Source organism: Thalassospira xiamenensis M-5 = DSM 17429 (assembly GCF_000300235.2).
Classification (GTDB): Bacteria; Pseudomonadota; Alphaproteobacteria; order Rhodospirillales; family Thalassospiraceae; genus Thalassospira; species Thalassospira xiamenensis.
Genome location: NZ_CP004388.1, coordinates 2,679,671 through 2,700,091, shown reverse-complemented (window position 1 = coordinate 2,700,091; position 20,421 = coordinate 2,679,671). Strand labels below are relative to the sequence as shown.

Annotated in this window: 18 protein-coding genes and 1 tRNA gene; 11 read left to right on the top strand and 8 right to left on the bottom strand. The window is 53.9% G+C overall.

Translation table 11 applies throughout. The features are described 5' to 3' along the window. Positions 1 to 24 precede the first annotated feature (24 nt). The 5 genes from msrB to TH3_RS12685 all read right to left on the bottom strand — a co-directional run bounded on the left by msrB (position 25) and on the right by TH3_RS12685 (position 3,913). Positions 25 to 465, bottom strand: coding sequence for a peptide-methionine (R)-S-oxide reductase MsrB (msrB, locus tag TH3_RS12705; protein WP_007090400.1), 441 nt, complete (start codon positions 463 to 465; stop codon positions 25 to 27). A gap of 102 nt (positions 466 to 567) precedes the next feature. Beyond that, positions 568 to 1,032 (bottom strand): thermonuclease family protein, encoded by a 465-nt coding sequence (locus TH3_RS12700; RefSeq protein ID WP_007090399.1) that lies wholly within the window; start codon positions 1,030 to 1,032, stop codon positions 568 to 570. A 31-nt stretch (positions 1,033 to 1,063) separates the two neighbouring features. Continuing rightward, entirely contained in the window at positions 1,064 to 1,618 is a 555-nt protein-coding gene (locus TH3_RS12695; RefSeq protein ID WP_007090398.1) for an AAA family ATPase, read from the bottom strand. A 148-nt stretch (positions 1,619 to 1,766) separates the two neighbouring features. Continuing rightward, a complete protein-coding gene (locus TH3_RS12690) occupies positions 1,767 to 2,804 on the bottom strand; it encodes an amidohydrolase family protein (protein ID WP_007090397.1) in 1,038 nt (345 codons plus the stop codon). Between the two features lie 122 nt (positions 2,805 to 2,926). Continuing rightward, a complete protein-coding gene (locus tag TH3_RS12685; protein WP_007090396.1) occupies positions 2,927 to 3,913 on the bottom strand; it encodes a LysR family transcriptional regulator in 987 nt (328 codons plus the stop codon). A 223-nt stretch (positions 3,914 to 4,136) separates the two neighbouring features. Between TH3_RS12685 and chvE the strand changes: the two genes are divergently transcribed. From chvE to araD, 4 genes are all read left to right on the top strand, one after another. Further along, positions 4,137 to 5,216 carry a multiple monosaccharide ABC transporter substrate-binding protein gene (gene chvE, locus TH3_RS12680; protein WP_007090395.1) on the top strand — a complete coding sequence of 360 codons (1,080 nt, stop codon included), beginning with the start codon at positions 4,137 to 4,139 and terminating at the stop codon, positions 5,214 to 5,216. A gap of 148 nt (positions 5,217 to 5,364) precedes the next feature. Further along, on the top strand, positions 5,365 to 6,888 hold the full coding sequence (gene mmsA / locus TH3_RS12675) for a multiple monosaccharide ABC transporter ATP-binding protein (protein ID WP_007090394.1): 1,524 nt from the start codon (positions 5,365 to 5,367) through the stop codon (positions 6,886 to 6,888). Between the two features lie 11 nt (positions 6,889 to 6,899). Beyond that, positions 6,900 to 8,087, top strand: a complete 1,188-nt coding sequence (mmsB, locus tag TH3_RS12670; RefSeq protein WP_007090393.1) for a multiple monosaccharide ABC transporter permease — start codon at positions 6,900 to 6,902, stop codon at positions 8,085 to 8,087. Positions 8,088 to 8,240: 153 nt separating this feature from the next. Further along, positions 8,241 to 9,989: an L-arabinonate dehydratase gene (araD, locus tag TH3_RS12665; RefSeq protein ID WP_007090392.1), complete on the top strand. Its 1,749-nt coding sequence runs from the start codon at positions 8,241 to 8,243 to the stop codon at positions 9,987 to 9,989. Between the two features lie 154 nt (positions 9,990 to 10,143). On the opposite strand, the gene TH3_RS12660 is transcribed toward araD, so the two are convergent. Further along, positions 10,144 to 10,220: transfer RNA gene (locus tag TH3_RS12660), tRNA-Val, on the bottom strand. 79 nt (positions 10,221 to 10,299) lie between these two features. Next, the gene (locus tag TH3_RS12655) at positions 10,300 to 10,983 is read right to left on the bottom strand and encodes an HAD-IA family hydrolase (RefSeq protein ID WP_007090391.1); all 684 of its coding nucleotides are present in this window, start codon (positions 10,981 to 10,983) and stop codon (positions 10,300 to 10,302) included. A gap of 245 nt (positions 10,984 to 11,228) precedes the next feature. Between TH3_RS12655 and glmU the strand changes: the two genes are divergently transcribed. The 5 genes from glmU (at position 11,229) to rfbA (ending at position 17,350) form a co-directional block, all read left to right on the top strand. Next, on the top strand, positions 11,229 to 12,572 hold the full coding sequence (glmU, locus tag TH3_RS12650) for a bifunctional UDP-N-acetylglucosamine diphosphorylase/glucosamine-1-phosphate N-acetyltransferase GlmU (protein ID WP_007090390.1): 1,344 nt from the start codon (positions 11,229 to 11,231) through the stop codon (positions 12,570 to 12,572). A gap of 64 nt (positions 12,573 to 12,636) precedes the next feature. Next, positions 12,637 to 14,460, top strand: a complete 1,824-nt coding sequence (glmS, locus tag TH3_RS12645) for a glutamine--fructose-6-phosphate transaminase (isomerizing) (RefSeq protein WP_007090389.1) — start codon at positions 12,637 to 12,639, stop codon at positions 14,458 to 14,460. 44 nt (positions 14,461 to 14,504) lie between these two features. Further along, entirely contained in the window at positions 14,505 to 15,560 is a 1,056-nt protein-coding gene (rfbB, locus tag TH3_RS12640; RefSeq protein ID WP_007090388.1) for a dTDP-glucose 4,6-dehydratase, read from the top strand. Positions 15,561 to 15,562: 2 nt separating this feature from the next. After that, positions 15,563 to 16,465: a dTDP-4-dehydrorhamnose reductase gene (rfbD, locus tag TH3_RS12635; protein ID WP_007090387.1), complete on the top strand. Its 903-nt coding sequence runs from the start codon at positions 15,563 to 15,565 to the stop codon at positions 16,463 to 16,465. A 3-nt stretch (positions 16,466 to 16,468) separates the two neighbouring features. Next, the gene (rfbA, locus tag TH3_RS12630) at positions 16,469 to 17,350 is read left to right on the top strand and encodes a glucose-1-phosphate thymidylyltransferase RfbA (RefSeq protein ID WP_007090386.1); all 882 of its coding nucleotides are present in this window, start codon (positions 16,469 to 16,471) and stop codon (positions 17,348 to 17,350) included. Between the two features lie 8 nt (positions 17,351 to 17,358). Here the strand turns inward: rfbA and rfbC are convergent, their stop codons facing one another. After that, positions 17,359 to 17,922, bottom strand: coding sequence for a dTDP-4-dehydrorhamnose 3,5-epimerase (gene rfbC / locus TH3_RS12625; RefSeq protein WP_007090385.1), 564 nt, complete (start codon positions 17,920 to 17,922; stop codon positions 17,359 to 17,361). A 441-nt stretch (positions 17,923 to 18,363) separates the two neighbouring features. Between rfbC and groES the strand changes: the two genes are divergently transcribed. Together groES and groL are read left to right on the top strand one after the other, a co-directional pair. Then, positions 18,364 to 18,651 (top strand): co-chaperone GroES, encoded by a 288-nt coding sequence (gene groES, locus TH3_RS12620; protein WP_007090384.1) that lies wholly within the window; start codon positions 18,364 to 18,366, stop codon positions 18,649 to 18,651. 59 nt (positions 18,652 to 18,710) lie between these two features. Further along, entirely contained in the window at positions 18,711 to 20,366 is a 1,656-nt protein-coding gene (groL, locus tag TH3_RS12615; protein WP_007090383.1) for a chaperonin GroEL, read from the top strand. The last annotated feature ends 55 nt before the right edge of the window (positions 20,367 to 20,421 follow it).

Below are 20,421 nucleotides of genomic sequence, written 5' to 3'. Positions count from 1 at the left end.
GCGCGTGTGCCGGTCTTTGCTGTTTTAATCAAAAAGCGGTTTGTATTCGCCGTATCCTTCGGCCTCTAGATCGCGGACGGGGATAAAACGCAGCGATGCGGAATTGATGCAATAGCGCAGGCCACCGGCTTCTTTGGGGCCATCGGGGAAGACATGGCCCAGATGACTGTCACCATGTTTGGAGCGGACTTCGATCCGGCGCATGCCGTGGGTATTGTCTTCGCGTGCGACGACATGATCTGTTTCGACAGGGCGGGTGAAGCTTGGCCAGCCACAGCCGGAATCAAACTTGTCGCGGGATGTGAATAACGGCTCACCCGAGACGATATCGACATAAAGCCCGTCTTCCTTGTGATCCCAGAATTCATTGCGAAACGGTGGTTCGGTGCCGCTGTTTTGCGTTACGTGATACTGGTTGGCGTCAAGGGCTTTGATGGCGTCCGGGTTCTTGGTGTATTTCGTCATGGTTTCTCCGGGAGGCGTGATTTGGTCATGCTTCCGAAGATGGTCGGATTGGGCGCAATGTCCAGTGCCTTCACGGCAAAGTTATGGATTTTGGTGGCTTGTTCACCCTTGGCACCACGGCTGGCGCTTTGTTTTGCCGTCATAAGGGCGGGCGAAACCCTGATTGATCAGTTCCTGATCAAGTGCCTTGCCGTCAATGCGCACCGATGCAACGACACGCCCACCATAACGCCCCCATTCAGGTTCGCAGAATTCAACGCGTTTGGCCGATTTCAGGCTTTGACGCGCGAAATCGCGGGCCTTGCCGGCAAGGGATTTTTCGGTTTCGCATTTGCCTCGGATTTCGGGCGTATCCACCCCACGCACACGCACCGACATTTCGGCAATTTCGCCGGGAAGGCCGGGGATATTCACATAGATGGTGTCGCCATCATAGGCATATTCGCCCTGACGTTCACGAAGCGGCCAGTCATAGCAGGCGGCGTTGGCAGCGATAGGGGCGACTGGCGAGAGGAGAGTAACGAGGAGCGAAGTCATGATCGTGTGATGGACGGACCGGCGGGGCATGGGCGTGTTCTTTTGACTTGTCTAAGGCGGATTAAAGTTTCAGGCGGGCAAGGATCTGGGCGGCGCGCTGTTCGACCGGGCCTTTGCGGATTTCAATCGGTTCATAACCGCATTGCAGATAGGTGCGATACAGAACGACATATGTTCTGACGGCGTCCGCGAAACTTTGTGTTCGCGCGCTGTCGGTTTTGTAGATTTCCGACCATGGCGGCAGGATGAAAACCGTTTTGCGATAGCGATAGGTTTCAATGGCGCGTTTAAGGCCGGGGTCATCGGGTAGACCGGAAAGTTCCCGATGGGCCAGCGTATCGGGAAGGCCACGATCAAAGAACACGGTTTGCGGGTCCTGCCCCATGCCGTGTTGCCATGCGCGGATCGAGCCGCGCGTCATCAACCCGGCATAGGCTTCATTATCGCCCCAGGGCAGGGCATTGCCGCCGCGTTCCTGCTGTTCTTCGATCACGGCGCGCGCGACTTCGCGGCTTATTTCATAGCCGCGTTCATGAAGATAATTGATCAATGTGGTTTTGCCGGCACCGGGCCCGCCGGTGATAACAACAAGATTGGATGGATAAGGCGATTGCATTCGTATTCCCTGCACAAGGCGCACGATATGAAAGCGCTTTGCGGCAAGCTGATGGCGTAAAAATGATTGTTTGGGCCTTTGGGGCAGGACGCCCGAAAGGCATGGCATTAATCCGCTGGCCACAGGCTGTCAATACAGAGATGGACGCCTAGTAGCAGCTTTCGGACCGGGCGATAGAGCCGGTCCCGGCATGGATGGCGGTTACCGTGCCGTCCCGCCCGGTTTCAAAGCGGATGCCCGATGTTTGGGCATCGTTCGCCCACCATGTCAGATAACGGCCTTCCGGACCGTTATGTTCGTGTTCTTCCTCAATCACGCCATCACCATAGGCGGCGCGTACATCATCGATGGTATCGCCGACCTGAATGGCGCGGCCGGTCCGGATCAGGCTGGTAGCGATGTCATATTCATCGGCATAGACCGAAACGCGGGCAAGTTTGCCATCGACCATCATAAAGCCAAGCCCGGTCGGGCCGCCTGCTGATTGCAAGTGATAGCATTCGGCGTCATCGGTTCCCTCGCGGGTTGATGTCATGGGCTCGATCATGGCTGTACGGACCTGATCCTCGGTCATGCCGATTTTGGCATCGCCATATCCTTCGGGCGACAGGGTCGCAAGCGGGGTGTTTATGGCATCAAGTACAAGGATATCAATGGTGGCGATATCATCGCGTACAGTGACCGCACCAGGTTCGATGCGTTGCGATAAATAGGTCTGAGCACCGGTCTGCTGGCTTTGCCAGCTTTCGGGCAGCAACAGCTTTTCGCGTGGTTCAAGGCACAGGAACTTTGCGCCCTTGAGCTGTTTTGCATGATTGAATGAAACGTTGGCCGGGATATCCATACAGATGGTCTGGGGCAGGTCGCTGAACCAGTTGACCGGGGAGCCACGATCATCGCAAATCGTCGGATCAAACCGCAATTCGCAATAGGGCGGGACCGTATCGCGCAGGACCATGTCAAAAACCATCTGACCCTGATCTGCTTCTGTGATCAGGGTTTCCACCATTGTCTCGTCGGGATCAAGGATCTGATAATGCGTCAGGTTCCAGACGAAATTATCGCGCAGATCAAACAGAACATAGGGATCGGTTTCCGGTATCGCGACAGGATTTTCCTGTGCCGTGCTGGCAAAGGCAAAATGGGTCAAGCCCAGTGTCAAAACGGCAAGTGTTGCTGATTGCATTAATTGCATTATCTGTCCGGCGGAATGTTTGGTCTTTGTGTTGAAATCTTGTGCGGAACTTTATGCGAAAGACATGCCATCGCGCCACTCGCTTTTGGTAGAGGACAGGCCCCGGCATGAAATCAGGCATCGGGCTTTTCGATACGGGCAAGAATATGGTCAGAAACCAGTTGCGCGGATGGTGACAGGCGGTGTCCGCGCGCGGTAATCAGGCTGTAGGGTTTGATTTCAATCGTTCCGTCAAACGGCAGTTCGGCAATCATGCCCCCGATGCTTAAAAGCGATGTGACCTCCTCCGCCATCGGTGCGATGGCATCCGTGCCCGACAGGGTGGCAAGGGTAACCAGCAGTGACGCGGAATTCAGGCTGGAATGCGGCAGCGGCAGATGGCGCGAGATAAACACGTCTTCGATGGTGCGGCGCATCAGGTTGCCTGGTGGCGGCAATAGCCATTCGAATTTGGCAAGACGGGCCAGTGAAACAGGCTTGTTTTCCGCAAGCAAAGGATGCCCGGCGCGAACCATCAGGCGGATTTTCTCGCTTCGGATTTCGCGGATGTTGAATTGGCGAGGGTCCATATCTTCGGGGACGCGGCCGATGACAAAATCATGATCCCCCGCCAGCAGATCCTTGATCAGCAGATGCGATGGTCCGACCGACACATGTGCTTCAAGCAGGGCGTTGATCGACTGCACCGTGCGGATGGCCGGCACGACAAGATCAACTGCTGCTGCGGTCACAGCGCCGATGAAAACCGTGCCGCCGCCATGCTTGATATCCTCGATCTCGCGTTCGGCTTCGCGGATTTCAATCAGCATGCTGCGCGCGCGCCTTGCCAGTGCGCGTCCAGCATTGGTCATTTCAATGCCGCGCGATCCGCGCACACAAAGCCGGGCTTCAAGAATGGTTTCCATTTCTGATAACAGACGTGATGCTGCGGGCTGCGATGTTTGCAGCATGGCGGCGGCCTGGCTGATCTGCCCGGTTTCTTCCATCGCGACAATCATGCGCAGATGGCTAAGCTTCAGGCCGCGCTGAAACAGATTGCCGGATCGAAACAGCAGGGATTTCGCGGAACTGAGCGGCAGCGTCTTGGCGGGTTCGGTCATGATAATTCTCCTTGCCGGGCAAGTTTAATATATCATTTTTGATATGCAAGTTTCGAAAATACTTATTTGATTGTTATGTCTGGCCCCGGAATAATGGCGCCGCATCTCGCGGGAAAACGGGATGCATTATCAAGCGAAAACAAAGACGCGGCACATACAGGCAGCTTTGCCTGGAAAGTCGGGCAAAAGGCTGTAAAGGCCGTGTCTTTTAGGGAGGAAAGATATGAAACGTCTCAGTGCCGTAATGGCAGGGGTCGCCTTTGGCGCGGCCGCAATGATGAGCCCGATGATTTCCGGCAGCTATGCACATGCCGATGAAAAAGGATATGTCGGGATCGCGATGCCCACCAAATCCTCGGCACGCTGGATTTCGGACGGCGAGTCCATGGTCAAGCAGTTCGAAGACGCCGGTTACAAAACCGATCTGCAATATGCAGAAGACGATATTCCCAATCAGCTTTCCCAGATTGAAAACATGATCGTCAAAGGCGTTGATGTTCTTGTGATCGCGGCAATCGACGGCACCACGCTTTCGAACGCGCTGGAAAATGCCAAGGCAGCCGGTATTCAGGTGTTCGCCTATGACCGCCTGATCCGTGACACCGCCAATGTTGATTACTATTCGACCTTCGATAACTTCAAAGTCGGCGTTCAGCAGGCAACCTCGCTGGTTGAAGGTCTGACCGCGGCTGGTGAGCCGCCCTATAATGTTGAACTGTTCGGTGGTTCGCCGGATGATAACAACGCCTATTTCTTCTATAACGGTGCGATGTCCGTTCTGCAGCCGCTGATTGATGAAGGCACGGTTGTTGTCAAATCTGGCCAGATGGGCATGGACAAGGTCGGTACCCTTCGCTGGGATGGCGCGGTTGCACAGGCACGTATGGATAACCTGCTGTCGGCTTATTACACCGACGATCAGGTTGATGGCGTTCTGTCACCCTATGATGGTCTTTCGATCGGCATACTGTCGTCGCTTAAAGGCGTTGGCTATGGTTCCGGCGACATGAAAATGCCGGTTGTTAGCGGTCAGGACGCCGAACTGCCGTCGGTCAAATCGATCCTTGCTGGTGAACAGTATTCCACGATCTTCAAGGATACCCGTGAACTTGCACGCGTCACCGTTTCGATGGTCGACAGTGTTCTTGCCGGTAAAAAGCCGACCATCAACGATACCAAAACCTATGACAACGGTGTGAAGGTTGTTCCTTCCTACCTGCTGGAGCCGGTTATGGTTGATAAATCCAACTGGGAAGAAATCCTGGTGGGTTCGGGTTACTACACCAAGGACGAAGTCCAGTAATCCGTTGATCTGAATGTGACAGAGGGCGGGCTCGCTCTGAAATGCTGGCCCGCCTTTTTCTGTGCTGTCTGAAACTGACGGTAACAGTCAAACAAGACTGCGAGCGAGAATAGCGCCGTTGTGAAAACATCGGCAGTGGGAGGACCGGATGGATACCATCCTGGAAATGCGCAATATCACCAAAACCTTTCCGGGGGTGAAGGCGCTGGACGATGTCAGCCTGAAAGTGGAACGTGGTGAAATCCACGCCCTTTGCGGCGAAAACGGGGCCGGTAAATCGACCCTGATGAAAGTATTGAGCGGCGTTTACCCGATTGGCACCTATGAAGGTGACATCCTTTATGACGGGGATGTGCAGGAATTCAAGGATATCCGCGACAGCGAAGAACGCGGCATTATCATCATTCATCAGGAACTGGCTCTTGTGCCGTTGCTGTCGATTGCCGAGAACATCTTTCTGGGCAACGAGATTTGCGAAAACGGTGTGATTAACTGGCCCGCGACCTTTGCACGCACGAGCGAGCTTTTGAAAAAAGTCGGGCTTCGCGAAACACCCAGCGAACTGATCACCAATATCGGTGTCGGCAAGCAGCAGCTTGTTGAAATTGCCAAGGCGCTTTCGAAAAAGGTCAAGCTTCTGATCCTTGACGAGCCGACGGCAAGTTTGCAGGAAAATGACAGCCAGAAACTTCTGGACCTGTTGCTTGAATTCAAGGCGCAGGGGATCACATCGATCCTGATTTCGCACAAGCTGAACGAAATCAATCGCGTGGCTGACCGCATCACGGTTATTCGCGATGGCAAGGCGATTTCGACACTTGATGCGCGTGGCGGCAAAATTACCGAAGACGATATCGTCAAGGATATGGTGGGGCGCGATATGGCGCATCGTTATCCGGATCGCACACCCAATATCGGCACGACCAAGCTGATGGAAGTGCGCAACTGGAATGTGACCCATCCGCTCCATCCCGAACGCAAGGTCGTCAAAAATGTCAGTATCGATGTGGCGGCAGGCGAGGTTGTCGGGATTGCCGGTCTGATGGGGGCCGGGCGTACTGAACTTGCCATGAGCATCTTTGGCCGTGCCTATGGCGCGGATATCAGCGGCGAGCTCCTGATCAATGGCAAACCTGCCGATGTGTCGACCGTTGAAAAGGCGATTGCATCGGGTCTTGCCTATGTGACAGAGGATCGCAAGGAAATGGGGCTGGTGCTTGAAGAAAGCATCACGACCAATATCACATTGGCCAATCTTGACGGTGTTGCCGAACACGGCGTCATCAATGAAGGGGCCGAACGTCAGGTGGCCGAAGAATATCGCAACAAAATCAATATCCGCACCCCGAATGTCGGACAGAAGGCTGTCAATCTTTCGGGGGGTAACCAGCAGAAAGTCGTTTTGGCGAAATGGCTGTTTGCCGGGCCGGAGGTCCTTATTCTGGACGAACCGACGCGCGGAATTGATGTTGGTGCGAAATACGAGATTTATACGATTATCAACCAGCTGGCAGCCGATGGTAAGGGGGTCATCATGATCTCGTCGGAGATGCCGGAGCTTCTGGGCATGTGCGATCGCATCTATGTGATGAACGAGGGTGAGATCAAAGGGCAACTGGCGGCAAATGATGCCGATCAGGAAAAAATCATGCGCATGATCCTGAAAGCGTAAGGAAGCAGACAATGACGGATACTTCTAGCAGCAAATCGATGGGTTATTACCTGCGCACGCATATGCGCGAATATGGCATGGTGGTCGCGCTGATCGCGATTCTGGCCTTCTTCCAGGTGATGACCGATGGCGTGATGCTTAAACCGGTCAACCTGACCAACCTGTTCCTTCAGAACAGCTATATTATCATCATGGCAGTGGGCATGCTGCTGGTGATTGTCGGCGGCCATATCGATCTTTCGGTTGGATCGGTCGTCGGCTTTATCGGTGCGCTTGCTGCGGTGATGATTGTCCATTGGGATTTGCCGACGATTATTGTGATCCCGGCCTGTCTGATCGTCGGTGCGATTATCGGTGCCGCCCAAGGATACTGGGTTGCCTATTGGCGCATTCCGTCCTTTATCGTGACGCTGGCCGGTATGCTGGTGTTTAAAGGTTTGACGCTGGCGCTTCTGGGCGGGGCATCGGTTGGTCCGTTCCCTGACAGCTTCCAGGCGATGTCTTCGGGTTTTCTTCCCGATTTCTTTGCCGGTTTGATCGAAGGCCGGTTTAACATCTTTTCGATGGTTCTGGGCGTTGCAATTGCGGTGATCCTGCCGGTTCTTGGTCTGCGGGCACGCGCCAAGCAGGCGAAGTTCGCCGAAGTCGAAGAGCCGATCGCGTTCTTTGCCGCCAAACATGCGATTGCCGGTATCGCGATACTTTATGTCACCTATCTTTTGTCAACCTATCGCGGGTTGCCGAACGTTTTGATCGTGATGGCGCTTCTGATTGCGATATTCACCTTCATCACCAACAGCACAACGCTTGGTCGCCGTATCTATGCGCTGGGCGGGAATGAAAAAGCCGCCAAGCTTTCGGGCATCAATACGAAACGCCTGACCTTCCTGACCTTTGCCAATATGGGCATGCTGGCCGCGCTCGCCGGTCTTGTGTTTGCCGCGCGTTTGAATACGGCAACCCCGAAAGCCGGTCTTGCGTTCGAGCTTGATGTGATTGCAGCCGTGTTTATCGGTGGCGCATCGATGTCGGGCGGGGTTGGCAAGGTGATCGGTGCGGTGGTTGGCGCGTTGATCATGGGTGTCATGAATAACGGCATGTCGATCATTGGCGTCGGTATCGACTGGCAGCAGGTCATCAAGGGTCTGGTGCTGCTCGCGGCTGTGATCTTTGACGTCTATAACAAGAACAAAGCGTAACAACATGCAGACGAGGAACGGCACGGTTCTGACAGGATCAGTTGCTTGGATAAAGCAATTGCAAAGCCATGCCGTTCAAAGTCCCCCATATGGAATGCCACATCCATATGGAATCGGACCCGTCTCGATAAAAACTCATAAAGGAGAACGGGCATGACGAAGTTCAAACCGGCAGCATGGCCCCGCGTCCTGCGTTCGCAGGAAGGCTGGTTCGGCGGAACCAGCAAGGACAATATCTATCACCGCAGCTGGATGAAGAACCAGGGCCTGCCATCGGACCTGTTTGACGGTCGTCCGGTGATCGGGATTTGCAATACCTGGTCGCAGTTGACGCCCTGCAACGCGCATTTGCGCGATCTGGCGGAACGCGTCAAACACGGTATTTACGAAGCTGGTGGTTTACCGCTTGAATTCCCGGTTTTCTCGCCGGGCGAGAGCACATTGCGCCCGACCGCCATGATGTTCCGTAATTTGTGCGCGATGGATGTCGAGGAAGCGCTGCGCGGAACGCCGCTTGACGGTGTGGTTCTGATGGTGGGCTGCGATAAAACCACCCCAGCCCTTTTGATGGGGGCTGCAAGTGTTGATATCCCGGCGATTGTGGTCACCGGCGGGCCGATGCTGAACGGTAAATGGCGCGGTCAGGATATCGGTTCGGGCACGTCGCTTTGGCAGCTTTCCGAAGACCGCAAGGCCGGCAAGATCAGCACCGAGGATTTCCTTGAAGCCGAAATCGCCATGTCGCGTTCGCCCGGTTCATGCAATACGATGGGCACCGCATCCACCATGGCCAGCATGGCCGAAGCACTGGGCATGGCGCTTTCGGGCAATGCCGCGATTCCGGCCGTGGATAGCCGTCGCCGCGTGATGGCGCATGTGACCGGCCGCCGGATCGTGCAGATGGTCAAGGACGACCTGAAACCATCCGATGTTATGACCAAGGAAGCGTTTGAAAATGCGATCCGGGTCAATGGGGCGATTGGTGGTTCGACCAATGCTGTGATCCATTTGCTCGCCATTGCCGGTCGTGTTGGCATCGACCTGACACTTGATGATTGGGACCGTCTGGGTCGTGATATTCCGACGATTGTGAATCTGCAGCCATCGGGCAAATACCTGATGGAGGAATTCTTCTATGCCGGTGGTTTACCGGTGGTCATCAAGGCACTGGGCGAGGCGGGCAAGCTGCATAATGATGCTTTGACCGTTTCAGGCGACACCATGTGGGATCAGGTCAAGGATGTTCAGAACTGGAATGACGATGTCATTCGCCCGTTCGAAAAGGCCCTGACCCAAAGCGGTGGCATCGCGGTTGTCAAAGGCAACCTTGCGCCCAATGGTGCGGTGTTGAAGCCGTCGGCGGCAACAGCTTCCTTGCTCACCCATCGTGGTCGTGCCGTGGTGTTTGAGGACATTGATGATTACAAGGCCAAGATCTATGACGAAAGCCTTGATATCGATGAAAACTGCATCATGGTTCTGAAAAACTGCGGGCCGAAAGGCTATCCGGGCATGGCCGAAGTCGGCAATATGGGCTTGCCGCCCAAGGTGTTACGCAAGGGCATTACCGACATGGTGCGTATTTCCGATGCCCGTATGAGCGGCACGGCATATGGCACGGTGGTTCTGCATACCTCCCCCGAAGCGGCTGCTGGCGGCCCGTTGGCGGTGGTGCAGAATGGCGACATGATTGAACTGGATGTGCCAAACCGCAAACTGCATCTCGATATCAGTGACGAGGAGCTTAAGAAGCGCCTTGATAATTGGAAATCGACGGTGCCGGTACCGGAAAGCGGTTATGCATCGCTGTATTACAAAAGCGTCATTGGCGCGGACAAGGGGGCCGATTTCGACTTCCTCGTCGGTCATCGCGGCAAGGCGATCCCGAAAGACAGCCATTAGGCCAAAGCTCCCGCAAGACGCGATAGCGTTGATTGCGCACTCCCGACCGGTCGGCAGGAAATTGCTGACCGGTTTTTTTATTCTCCAGAGAGGAAAATGCAGCCTGCTTCCCTGTTCAGGGAACGGTATGACGATTTAAGTTTTATGGAAAAAATGGTGGGCGTAACAAGATTCGAACTTGTGACCTCTCCCGTGTGAAGGGAACGCTCTAACCAACTGAGCTATACGCCCGAAAACGGAAATCGCGGCCCGGTTGGGCAGCTTGCTTTCCATCGGTAGCGCGGGGTTATAAGGGGGTGATCAGGGGGTGTCAAGCAGCCTGTTTGACGATTTTTCCGATCTCGTCGGGCAGGTTTTCAAATGCAGTGACAACCCCATCTGCGGCGAGATTTTTTGCACGTGTATCGTCGACTTCAAAGGCCACCGCAATGGCCGGAATGCCGAAATCGCGTGCGGCATTCACATCATTGGCATGATCGCCAACCATGATCGCGATATCGCCGCGTGCCCGGTCATATCCGGCTTGATCAAGGGCGAATGCCAAATGAGCGCCGTCGGGCTTTTTAACGTGCGTTGCATCGCCGCCGGCAATCACGGCAAACAGGTCGGAGACACCCAGCCGTTCAAGGATGCGTTTGCAGGGTGCGGTCGGTTTGTTTGATGCCAGACCAATGATCCAGCCATCTGATGCCAGATCTCGAAGGGTTGCTTCGGCATTTTCAAACAGGCGGGTATTGCCATAGTCGGTGTCGATATAACGTGTGGTGAAATCGCCTTCGCAGTCATCGAGCTGTTGACCATCAATCGTGACACCGCGTGCATCAAACGCCCGTTTGGTCAGCATTTTGGTGCCATCGCCCAGCATGGCTTCCAGTTCGGGACGAGCAAGTGGCGTAAGGTCGTGAGCGGCGAGGGTTTCGTTCATCGCAAACAGCAGATCATCCACCCCGTCAATCAGGGTGCCGTCAAGATCGAACAGGATGAATTTTGCCATTTTGCGATGCTGCCTTTGAAAACGAATATCGATTTATCGGACCTTAACCGAAATGGTGTCATTAACAAACGGTAACATCTGCTAACACGAAGTAACAAAACGTGATTCTTTCGGGGCTTTTGCCTTTGGGGATTATAGGTTAGGAGTTGCTTCAAATCGGCTGTGAAAGGTTCGGACCGGCATATCGTGACCGGATCGAAAACAAAGGGGACGCCGTGTAACGCATGGCACAACAGGGTTAAAGCATGTCGCGTGAATTAAGTGTGGTGGTTCTGGCTGCGGGTATGGGAACGCGAATGAAAAGCGCGATCCCCAAGGTCATGCACAAGATAGCAGGCAAACCGATGGTCAATCATGTGATTGATACGGCGGCCCATCTGAACGCAACCAAAACCATGGTTGTTGTCGGGCCGGATATGCCCAAGCTGATTGAGGCCGTCTCCCCGCATTCGACATTCGAACAAACGGATCGACTTGGAACCGCACATGCGGTTCTTGCCGCCAAAGAGGCCCTTCGTGGCCTTACGGGCAATGTGCTTGTGCTTTATGCCGACAGTCCGCTTTTTACTACCGAAACCCTCTCACGCCTTGTCGCGGCACGCGAGCATGGCGATCACGCGGTTGCGGTTCTGGGGTTCCGCCCCGAAGACCCGACCGGCTATGGCCGCCTTGTGACCGATCCGGCAAATGGTGAGTTGCTGGCGATTGTTGAAGACAAGGAATGTGACGAAACGCAACGTGCGATCAATTTTTGCAATTCCGGTGTGATGTGCTTCCGTGCTGAAAGCATGATTGAAACCCTTGAAGCGATTGGAAATGCCAATGCAAAGGGCGAATATTACCTGACCGATGCGGTCGAGGTGGCGCGTGCCAACGGCAATAGTTGCGTTGCTGTTGAGGTCGCTGAGGAAGAAACGCTTGGTGTGAATTCCAGAAGCCAGCTTGCCGTGGCCGAAGCGATTATGCAGTCACGCCTGCGCGAGGTGGCAATGGTGAATGGCGCGACCTTGATTGATCCGGGTTCGGTCTATCTGGCCAGCGACACCAGATTGGGCCGGGATGTTGTTATCGAGCCGAATGTGTTTTTCGGTCCCGGTGTTACGGTTGGCGATGAGGTAACGATCAAGGCCTTCAGCCATCTTGAAAGCTGTGTGGTGGGGGACAAAGCCGATATCGGGCCCTATGCCCGTTTGCGACCGGGCGCGGAAATTGGTGCCGGTGCCAGGGTTGGAAATTTTGTCGAGATCAAAAAGGCTGTTGTTGAAGACGGGGCGAAGGTCAATCACCTCAGCTATATCGGTGATGCCCGTGTCGGGGCAAAGGCCAATATCGGGGCCGGAACCATCACATGCAATTACGACGGATACCGCAAACAACATACCGATATCGGGGCCGGTGCATTTATCGGTTCCAATTCGGCACTGGTCGCCCCCGTATCCATCGGCGACGGTGCCATTATTGGTGCGGGCAGCACGATTACCGGAACGGTCGAAGCCGATGCCTTGGTGATAGAGCGTGCGCAACGGCTTGATAAACCGGGCTGGGCGCGGGTATTTCGCGAGAAGATGAAGGCCCTTTTGGGTAAGTAACGGCAATTAACGCGCGGCATTTGCGTGCGCGACGGGCAAAATTTCGACGGGGAAGATAATAACTATGTGCGGGATTATCGGCATTATTGGCAAGGACAGCGTCAGCGACCGTATTCTTGAGGGGCTTAAACGGCTTGAATATCGGGGCTATGACAGTGCCGGGATTGCGACCCTTGTTAACGGTCATATTGATCGCCGCCGGGCCGAAGGCAAGCTGATAAATCTTGCCAACCGTCTTGCGGAAATGCCGCTGGCGGGGGATGTCGGCATTGGTCACACCCGCTGGGCGACGCATGGGGTTCCGACCGAAAACAACGCCCATCCGCACACCGATGGCAAGGTTGCCGTGGTGCATAACGGCATCATCGAAAATTATCAGGAAATCAAGGCTGAGCTCTCCGGCAAGGGCCGGGTTTTTGCCACTGATACCGACACTGAAGTGATTGTGCATCTGGTTTCCGACTTCCTTGATCAGGGCAAAACCCCGCGTGACGCAGTCGCCGCCACATTACATCGGATTGAGGGGGCCTTTGCGCTGGTAATCATGATTGCCGGGCAGCATGACGTGATTTTTGGCGCGCGCCGTGGCACGCCGCTTGCGGTTGGTTTGGGTGAGGGCGAGATGTATCTTGGCTCGGACGCGATGGCACTGTCGCATCTGACCAACAGGCTGATTTACCTTGAGGAAGGTGATTGGGTCGAAGTGACCCGCGATGGTGTTCAGGTCCGTGACGAGCATGACAATGACGTTACCCGTGAAACAAAGCTTTCGGCTGTTTCCGGTGCCATGATGGGCAAGGGTAACTATAACCATTTCATGCAGAAGGAAATTTTCGAACAGCCAGCCGTGATTGGCGACACGTTGCATGCCTTCATCAATCCGGCGACGCGGACGATCAAGCTGCCCGATATGCCGTTTTCGTTTAACGATGTCAGCCGGTTGACGATTGTGGCGTGCGGCACGTCCTTCTATGCCGGAATGGTGGCAAAGCACTGGATCGAACGCTATGCCGGGCTTGGCGTTGATGTCGATATCGCGTCTGAATTCCGCTATCGGTGCCCGCCGCTTCCAAAAGGGGGCGTTGCGCTGTTTCTTTCGCAATCCGGCGAGACGCTTGATACCTTGGCTGCCCTTCGTTATGCGAAGTCCAAGGGGCAGAAAATTGTTTCCATCGTCAATGTGGCCGAAAGCACGATTGCACGCGAAAGCGATGTGGTCTTGCTGACCTATGCCGGGCCGGAAATCGGTGTCGCATCGACCAAGGCCTTTACCACGCAATTGACTGTTCTGGCCTGCCTTGCCGTGACGATCGGGCGCGATAACGGGACGCTGGACAAGGACGAGGAAGCCGCCATCGTCAACGCGCTGACCGAAGTGCCAAAACATGCGGCCGAAGTCCTTCATCATGACGATGAAATCCGTGAACTTGCGATCAATATCGCTGATGCGCGCGATGTGCTTTATATCGGCCGCGGCCTTGGCTATCCGATTGCGATGGAAGGGGCGCTGAAGCTCAAGGAAATTTCCTATATCCACGCCGAAGGCTATGCGGCGGGCGAGATGAAGCACGGCCCGATTGCCCTGATTGATCAGTCGGTTCCGATCATCGTGATTGCACCTTCCGACGAACTTTTTGAAAAAACTGCATCGAACATGCAGGAAGCGGCCGCACGCGGCGGACGGGTAATTTTCCTGTCTGATGCAGAGGGACTTGCGAAGCTTGGCGATATGGCATCCGCCACGGTCGAGCTGCCAAAGGTTGCGGACTTCGTCGCACCGATCCTTTATACGATTCCGGTTCAGATGCTGGCCTATCATGTGGCGGTTCACAAGGGCACGGATGTCGATCAGCCCCGTAACCTCGCCAAGTCGGTTACGGTGGAATAAAGTCGATATTTCTGGCGACAAAGTTGGATAAACGGGCGGGGCCTATGAAAGTCATTGTGACAGGTGGTGCAGGGTTTATCGGGGCGGCGGTCTGCCGGCTTTTGGCCGGGCAGAAAAAGATCGAGGTTCTCAACCTTGATAAGCTGACATATGCGGCCGATTTGCGCACTGTTGAAAGTGTTTCTTCGCTACCCAACTACTGTTTCGTAAAACAGGATATCTGCAACCGGGCGGAACTTGACCGGGTCTTTGAAGGTTTTCAACCCGATGCTGTGATGCATCTGGCGGCAGAAAGCCATGTAGACCGTTCGATTGACGGGCCGGCTGAATTTATTCAGACGAATCTTGTTGGTACATTCACCCTGCTGGAAGCAGCACGGGATTATTTCAACAGCTTATCTGCTGAACGACGGTCGACTTTCCGGTTTCATCATATTTCGACTGACGAGGTGTATGGTTCGCTTGGGGACGAGGGGCTTTTTACAGAAGAAACCCCCTATGCGCCCAATTCGCCATATTCTGCAAGCAAGGCGGGATCGGATTACCTGGTGCGCGCCTGGCATCATACGTATGGGTTGCCGGTGATTATCAGCAATTGTTCGAACAATTACGGGCCCTATCAATTCCCCGAGAAGCTGATCCCCCTGATGATCCTGAATGTCTTGCATGGCAAGGCGTTGCCGGTTTATGGCGATGGCAAAAACACGCGGGACTGGCTTCATGTTCAAGACCATGCAGACGCGCTTTTTACCATTTTGACCGAGGGACGAATTGGCGAGAAATACAATGTCGGTGGTTGCAACGAAGTTGCAAATATTGATGTCGTGCGCAGCATCTTTGATGTTGTGTCGCGGTTTCAGCCCGATGCTGTGACAGGTGACTTTGAGGCGCAGATTCGGTTCGTGACCGACCGCCCGGGGCATGACTGGCGGTATGCGATTGATCCATCGAAGATACGCGACGAGCTTGGCTGGGAACCAAAACACAGCTTTGAAAGCGGTCTGGAGCAGACAGTGAAATGGTATCTGGCAAATCGGGCGTGGTGGGAGCCCATCCTGAAAGATAAATATGCAGGTGAGCGGCTCGGAACGGTGAAATAGTGATGATTAATGCACTTGTCTTTGGCGCAAACGGCCAATTGGGAAGAAGTCTGGCGCTATGTGGCGCGGCTTTTCCGAAAGTCCGTTTGACACTCTTGGATCGAAGCAAGTGTGATTTATCTGATCTGTCGACAATTGCTTCGGCCATTCGGGACAATCAACCGCATGTGATCATCAATGCTGCTGCTTATACGGCTGTTGATCTTGCCGAAAATGATCGTGAGAACGCCTATCATATCAACTGCGATGCTGTTGATATGATGGCCCGGGCTGCCGACGATCTTGATATTCCGCTGATCCATTTTTCAACCGATTATGTTTTTGATGGCGCGTCACAGCGACCATACTGCGAAGATGATTCGGTCGCGCCACTTGGCGTTTACGGTGCCAGCAAGCTGGCAGGCGAAGGCGCGGTCAGGGCTGCGACTAAACGCCACCTTATTTTCCGTACTGCCTGGGTTTACAGCCCGTTTGGCAAGAATTTCGTCAAAACGATGCTGGGATTGATGACCCAACGTGATGTTCTGACGATTGTGAATGATCAGCATGGATGTCCGACATCGGCAATTGATCTGGCGAATGCGACCTTGCGATTATTACCGGTGATACTTGATCTGAACTTTAACGGGTTTGGGACATACCATCTTGTTTCCGATAATCAGATGACGTGGTTTGATTTCGCCAAACGTATTCAGGATGCTGCGATTGCGAAGTTTGGGGCAAATTGGACTGGGAAAAATTGCTGGATTGATCCGGTAAATTCGGATGCCTTTCCAACGATTGCCAAGCGTCCAGCCTATTCCATAATGTCGACACAGAAATTTACCGATACTTTCGATTATGGGCTGCCCGATATTTCGGAAAGCCTTCCGACATGTTTGAACAACCTTGAAGCGGGCAGATAGAAAATGCGTAAAGGCATCATTCTTGCGGGCGGAACCGGATCGCGGTTGCATCCGTCAACAATGGTTGTGTCAAAGCAGTTGTTGCCGGTTTACGACAAGCCAATGGTCTATTACCCGCTGACGACATTGATGTTGGCCGGGATCAGGGAAATCCTTTTGATCAGTACGCCGCGCGATTTACCGTTATTTCGTGAGCTGTTGGGTGATGGTCAGAGGTGGGGGCTTCAGATCGAATATGCAGTTCAGGAAGAGCCCCGCGGTCTTGCCGATGCGTTTCGGGTCGGGGCTGCGTTTATCGGCGATGACCCGTGCTGTCTGGTTCTGGGGGATAACATATTTTTCGGGCATGGCCTGACCGAGCTTCTGGTCAACGCGATGAAGCAGACCACCGGCGCAACGGTTTTTGCCTATTATGTGCAGGACCCTAAACGTTACGGTGTCGTCGAATTCGATAACAAGGGAATGGCAAAGGGAATTGAAGAAAAGCCGAAAGAGCCGAAATCGAATTATGCCGTGACCGGGATGTATTTCTATGACGCGCAGGTCGTTGAAATCGCAAGATCCATAAAACCATCGGCGCGTGGTGAGCTTGAAATTACCGATGTCAACAATGCGTATCTGGAACGTGGGCAGTTGCATGTAGAAAAGATGGGGCGCGGATATGCCTGGCTTGATACAGGAACCCATGGTGCGATGCTTGACGCCGCAAACTTTGTTGAAACAGTAGAAAAGCGGCAAAGCCTTAAAATTGCTTGCCCCGAAGAAATAGCATTACGCACAGGTCTGATTGATGAGGGGCAATTTGAAAAGCTGATTGATGCCTTTGGTGCCAGCTCGTATCGCGACTATCTAATATCCGTTTTGCGCAGCCTGCATCGGATGTAGACGACAGTTCAGTTTTCGTCTCTAACTGTTTCAAGATACTTTTTGAACGACATCGCATTGGTATCTTTGGCTGACAGTATCAGCTGGCTTTCATCCATCGGCCAGTTGATGCCAAGATCCGGATCGTTCCATAGAATAGCATGCTCGGCCGAAGGGGTGTAAGGCCTGCTGACCTTGTAGACGACTTCTGTGTCGGGGGCGAGCGTCAGAAAACCATGAGCAAATCCGCGCGGAACAAAAATCTGGTTCCAGTCATCGGCGTTGATTTCGGCAATAACCGATTTGCCAAGTGTTGGCGAATTGGGACGAATGTCGACGGCAACGTCTAGGATTCGACCGCGCAGAACCCGAACGAGTTTGTCTTGGGCATACGGTTCGCGCTGGAAATGCAGGCCGCGCAAAACACCGGGGCTTTTGGAAAAGGAATGGTTATCCTGAACGAAATCCTGCGTGATTCCGGCCTGTGAAAACTCCTCCTGATTATAGGTTTCGGAGAAGAATCCCCGCTCGTCTTCGAATTTTCTCGGGAAGAGCAGTTTGACTTCGGGAATTTCCAGAGATTCGATCTTCATAAAATCACCATTTGGGACCCAAGTGGTCCAGTCGGGCTAATGACCTGCAAGACGAATATCCTACTTAGCATAACTTATAAAGATGCATTGGGGATTTGGTTAAATCAAAGTCCGCCAATGAGTTTAAGCTGGCGAATGAAGGGTTTCGGAAATCGTGTCACAATATTGCCCTTTGTCATGTGAAGTGTCGCGTGATAGGTCTGGCATCAGAAAATGATCGTGGCGCGGCGCATGGGCGAAGCGCGCCGTTTTCATTCTCGCAAGTGCGAGAAAATCCCCAAAATCATGACATTTTTGCGTCCTTTTGTTCTCTTCTGTTGACAAATTCCGATGGCTTCAATACATGCTGTTAGCACTCGCCGGGGGTGAGTGCTAATACGGGCTCATCCCGGTTAGTTTTAATTTAAAACGAGCCTTAGCTTAAACACGGAGTTGTCTAACATGAAGTTCCGTCCGTTACATGATCGTGTGCTGGTCCGTCGTGTCGAATCCGACACCAAGACAGCCGGTGGCATCATTATCCCGGATACCGCGAAAGAAAAACCGCAGGAAGGCGAGATCATCGCTGTTGGTTCCGGTGTTCGCAAAGAAGATGGCTCGCTTGTAGCGCTTGACGTCAAGGCAGGTGACAAGGTTCTGTTCGGCAAATGGTCGGGCACCGAAGTCAAGGTCGATGGCGAAGAGCTGCTGATCATGAAAGAGTCCGACATTATGGGCATCATGGAATAAGTCAGCCTTTTGGTGACTTAAATCCACGTTCATCCGTCTCATAGAGAGGAAAGAATACTATGGCTGCTAAAGAAGTAAAATTCTCCACCGACGCCCGCGCCAAAATGCTGCGCGGTGTCGACATCCTTGCTGATGCCGTTAAAGTGACGCTCGGCCCGAAAGGCCGTAACGTTGTCATCGAAAAATCCTTTGGCGCACCGCGCGTGACCAAGGACGGCGTTTCGGTCGCCAAGGAAATCGAACTTTCTGACAAGTTCGAAAACATGGGCGCACAGATGCTGCGTGAAGTGGCTTCCAAAACCGCCGATCTGGCTGGTGACGGCACCACCACCGCAACCGTTCTGGCACAGGCAATCGTTCGTGAAGGCAACAAGTCCGTTGCTGCTGGCATGAACCCGATGGACCTGAAACGCGGTATTGATCTTGCGACGACCAAAGTAATCGAAGCCATCCAGAGCCGCGCTCGTAAAGTTTCGGGCAAGGACGAGATTGCACAGGTTGGTAACATTTCGGCCAACGGTGACCGTGAAGTCGGCGACATGATCGCTGAAGCCATGGAAAAAGTTGGCAACGAAGGTGTTATCACCGTCGAGGAAGCCAAGGGCCTGCACACCGAACTCGACGTTGTCGAAGGCATGCAGTTTGATCGTGGTTACCTGTCGCCGTACTTCGTAACCAATCCGGAAAAGATGGTTGCCGAGCTCGACAACCCTTATGTTCTGCTGTTTGACAAAAAGGTTTCCTCGCTGCAGCCGCTGCTGCCGCTTCTGGAAGCTGTCGTTCAGTCGGGCAAGCCGCTTCTTATCATTGCTGAAGACGTCGAAGGCGAAGCTCTTGCGACCCTCGTCGTTAACAAGCTGCGCGGTGGTCTGAAAATCGCTGCAGTCAAAGCACCGGGCTTCGGCGACCGTCGCAAAGCAATGCTCGAAGACATCGCCATCCTTACCGGTGGTCAGGTTGTCTCCGAAGATCTCGGCATCAAGCTTGAGAGCGTTACGCTCGATATGCTCGGTACCGCGAAATCGATCACCATCACCAAAGAAGAAACCACCATCGTTGATGGTGCCGGTGAGAAAGCCCAGATCGAAGCCCGCGTTGGCCAGATCCGTGCACAGATCGAAGAAACCACTTCGGATTACGACCGCGAGAAACTGCAGGAACGTCTTGCGAAACTCGCTGGCGGTGTTGCCGTGATCAAAATCGGTGGCGCTTCGGAAATCGAAGTGAAAGAACGCAAAGACCGCGTTGACGATGCCCTGCACGCAACTCGCGCTGCTGTTGAAGAAGGTATCGTTGCTGGTGGCGGTACGGCTCTGCTGTACGCGACCCGCGCTCTTGACGGTCTTGAAGGTGTAAACCATGACCAGACCATCGGTGTCGACATCGTTCGTCGCGCGCTGCAGGCTCCGGTCCGTCAGATCGCTCAGAACGCAGGTGTTGACGGTGCAGTTGTCGCTGGCAAGCTGCTTGAGCAGGACGATGTTGAATTCGGCTTCGACGCACAGAAAGGTGAATACACCAACCTGGTCAAAGCCGGCATCATCGACCCGGCCAAAGTTGTTCGTACTGCCCTGCAGGACGCAGCATCGGTCGCAGGTCTGCTGATCACCACCGAATGCATGATCGCTGAAAAGCCGGAAGACAAATCCTCCGGTGGCGCGCCTGACATGGGCGGCATGGGTGGTATGGGCGGCATGGGCGGTATGGGCTTCTAAGCCTTACCACCAACCGACCTTCTTGCTACGGAAAGGGTCTCGCATTTGCGAGGCC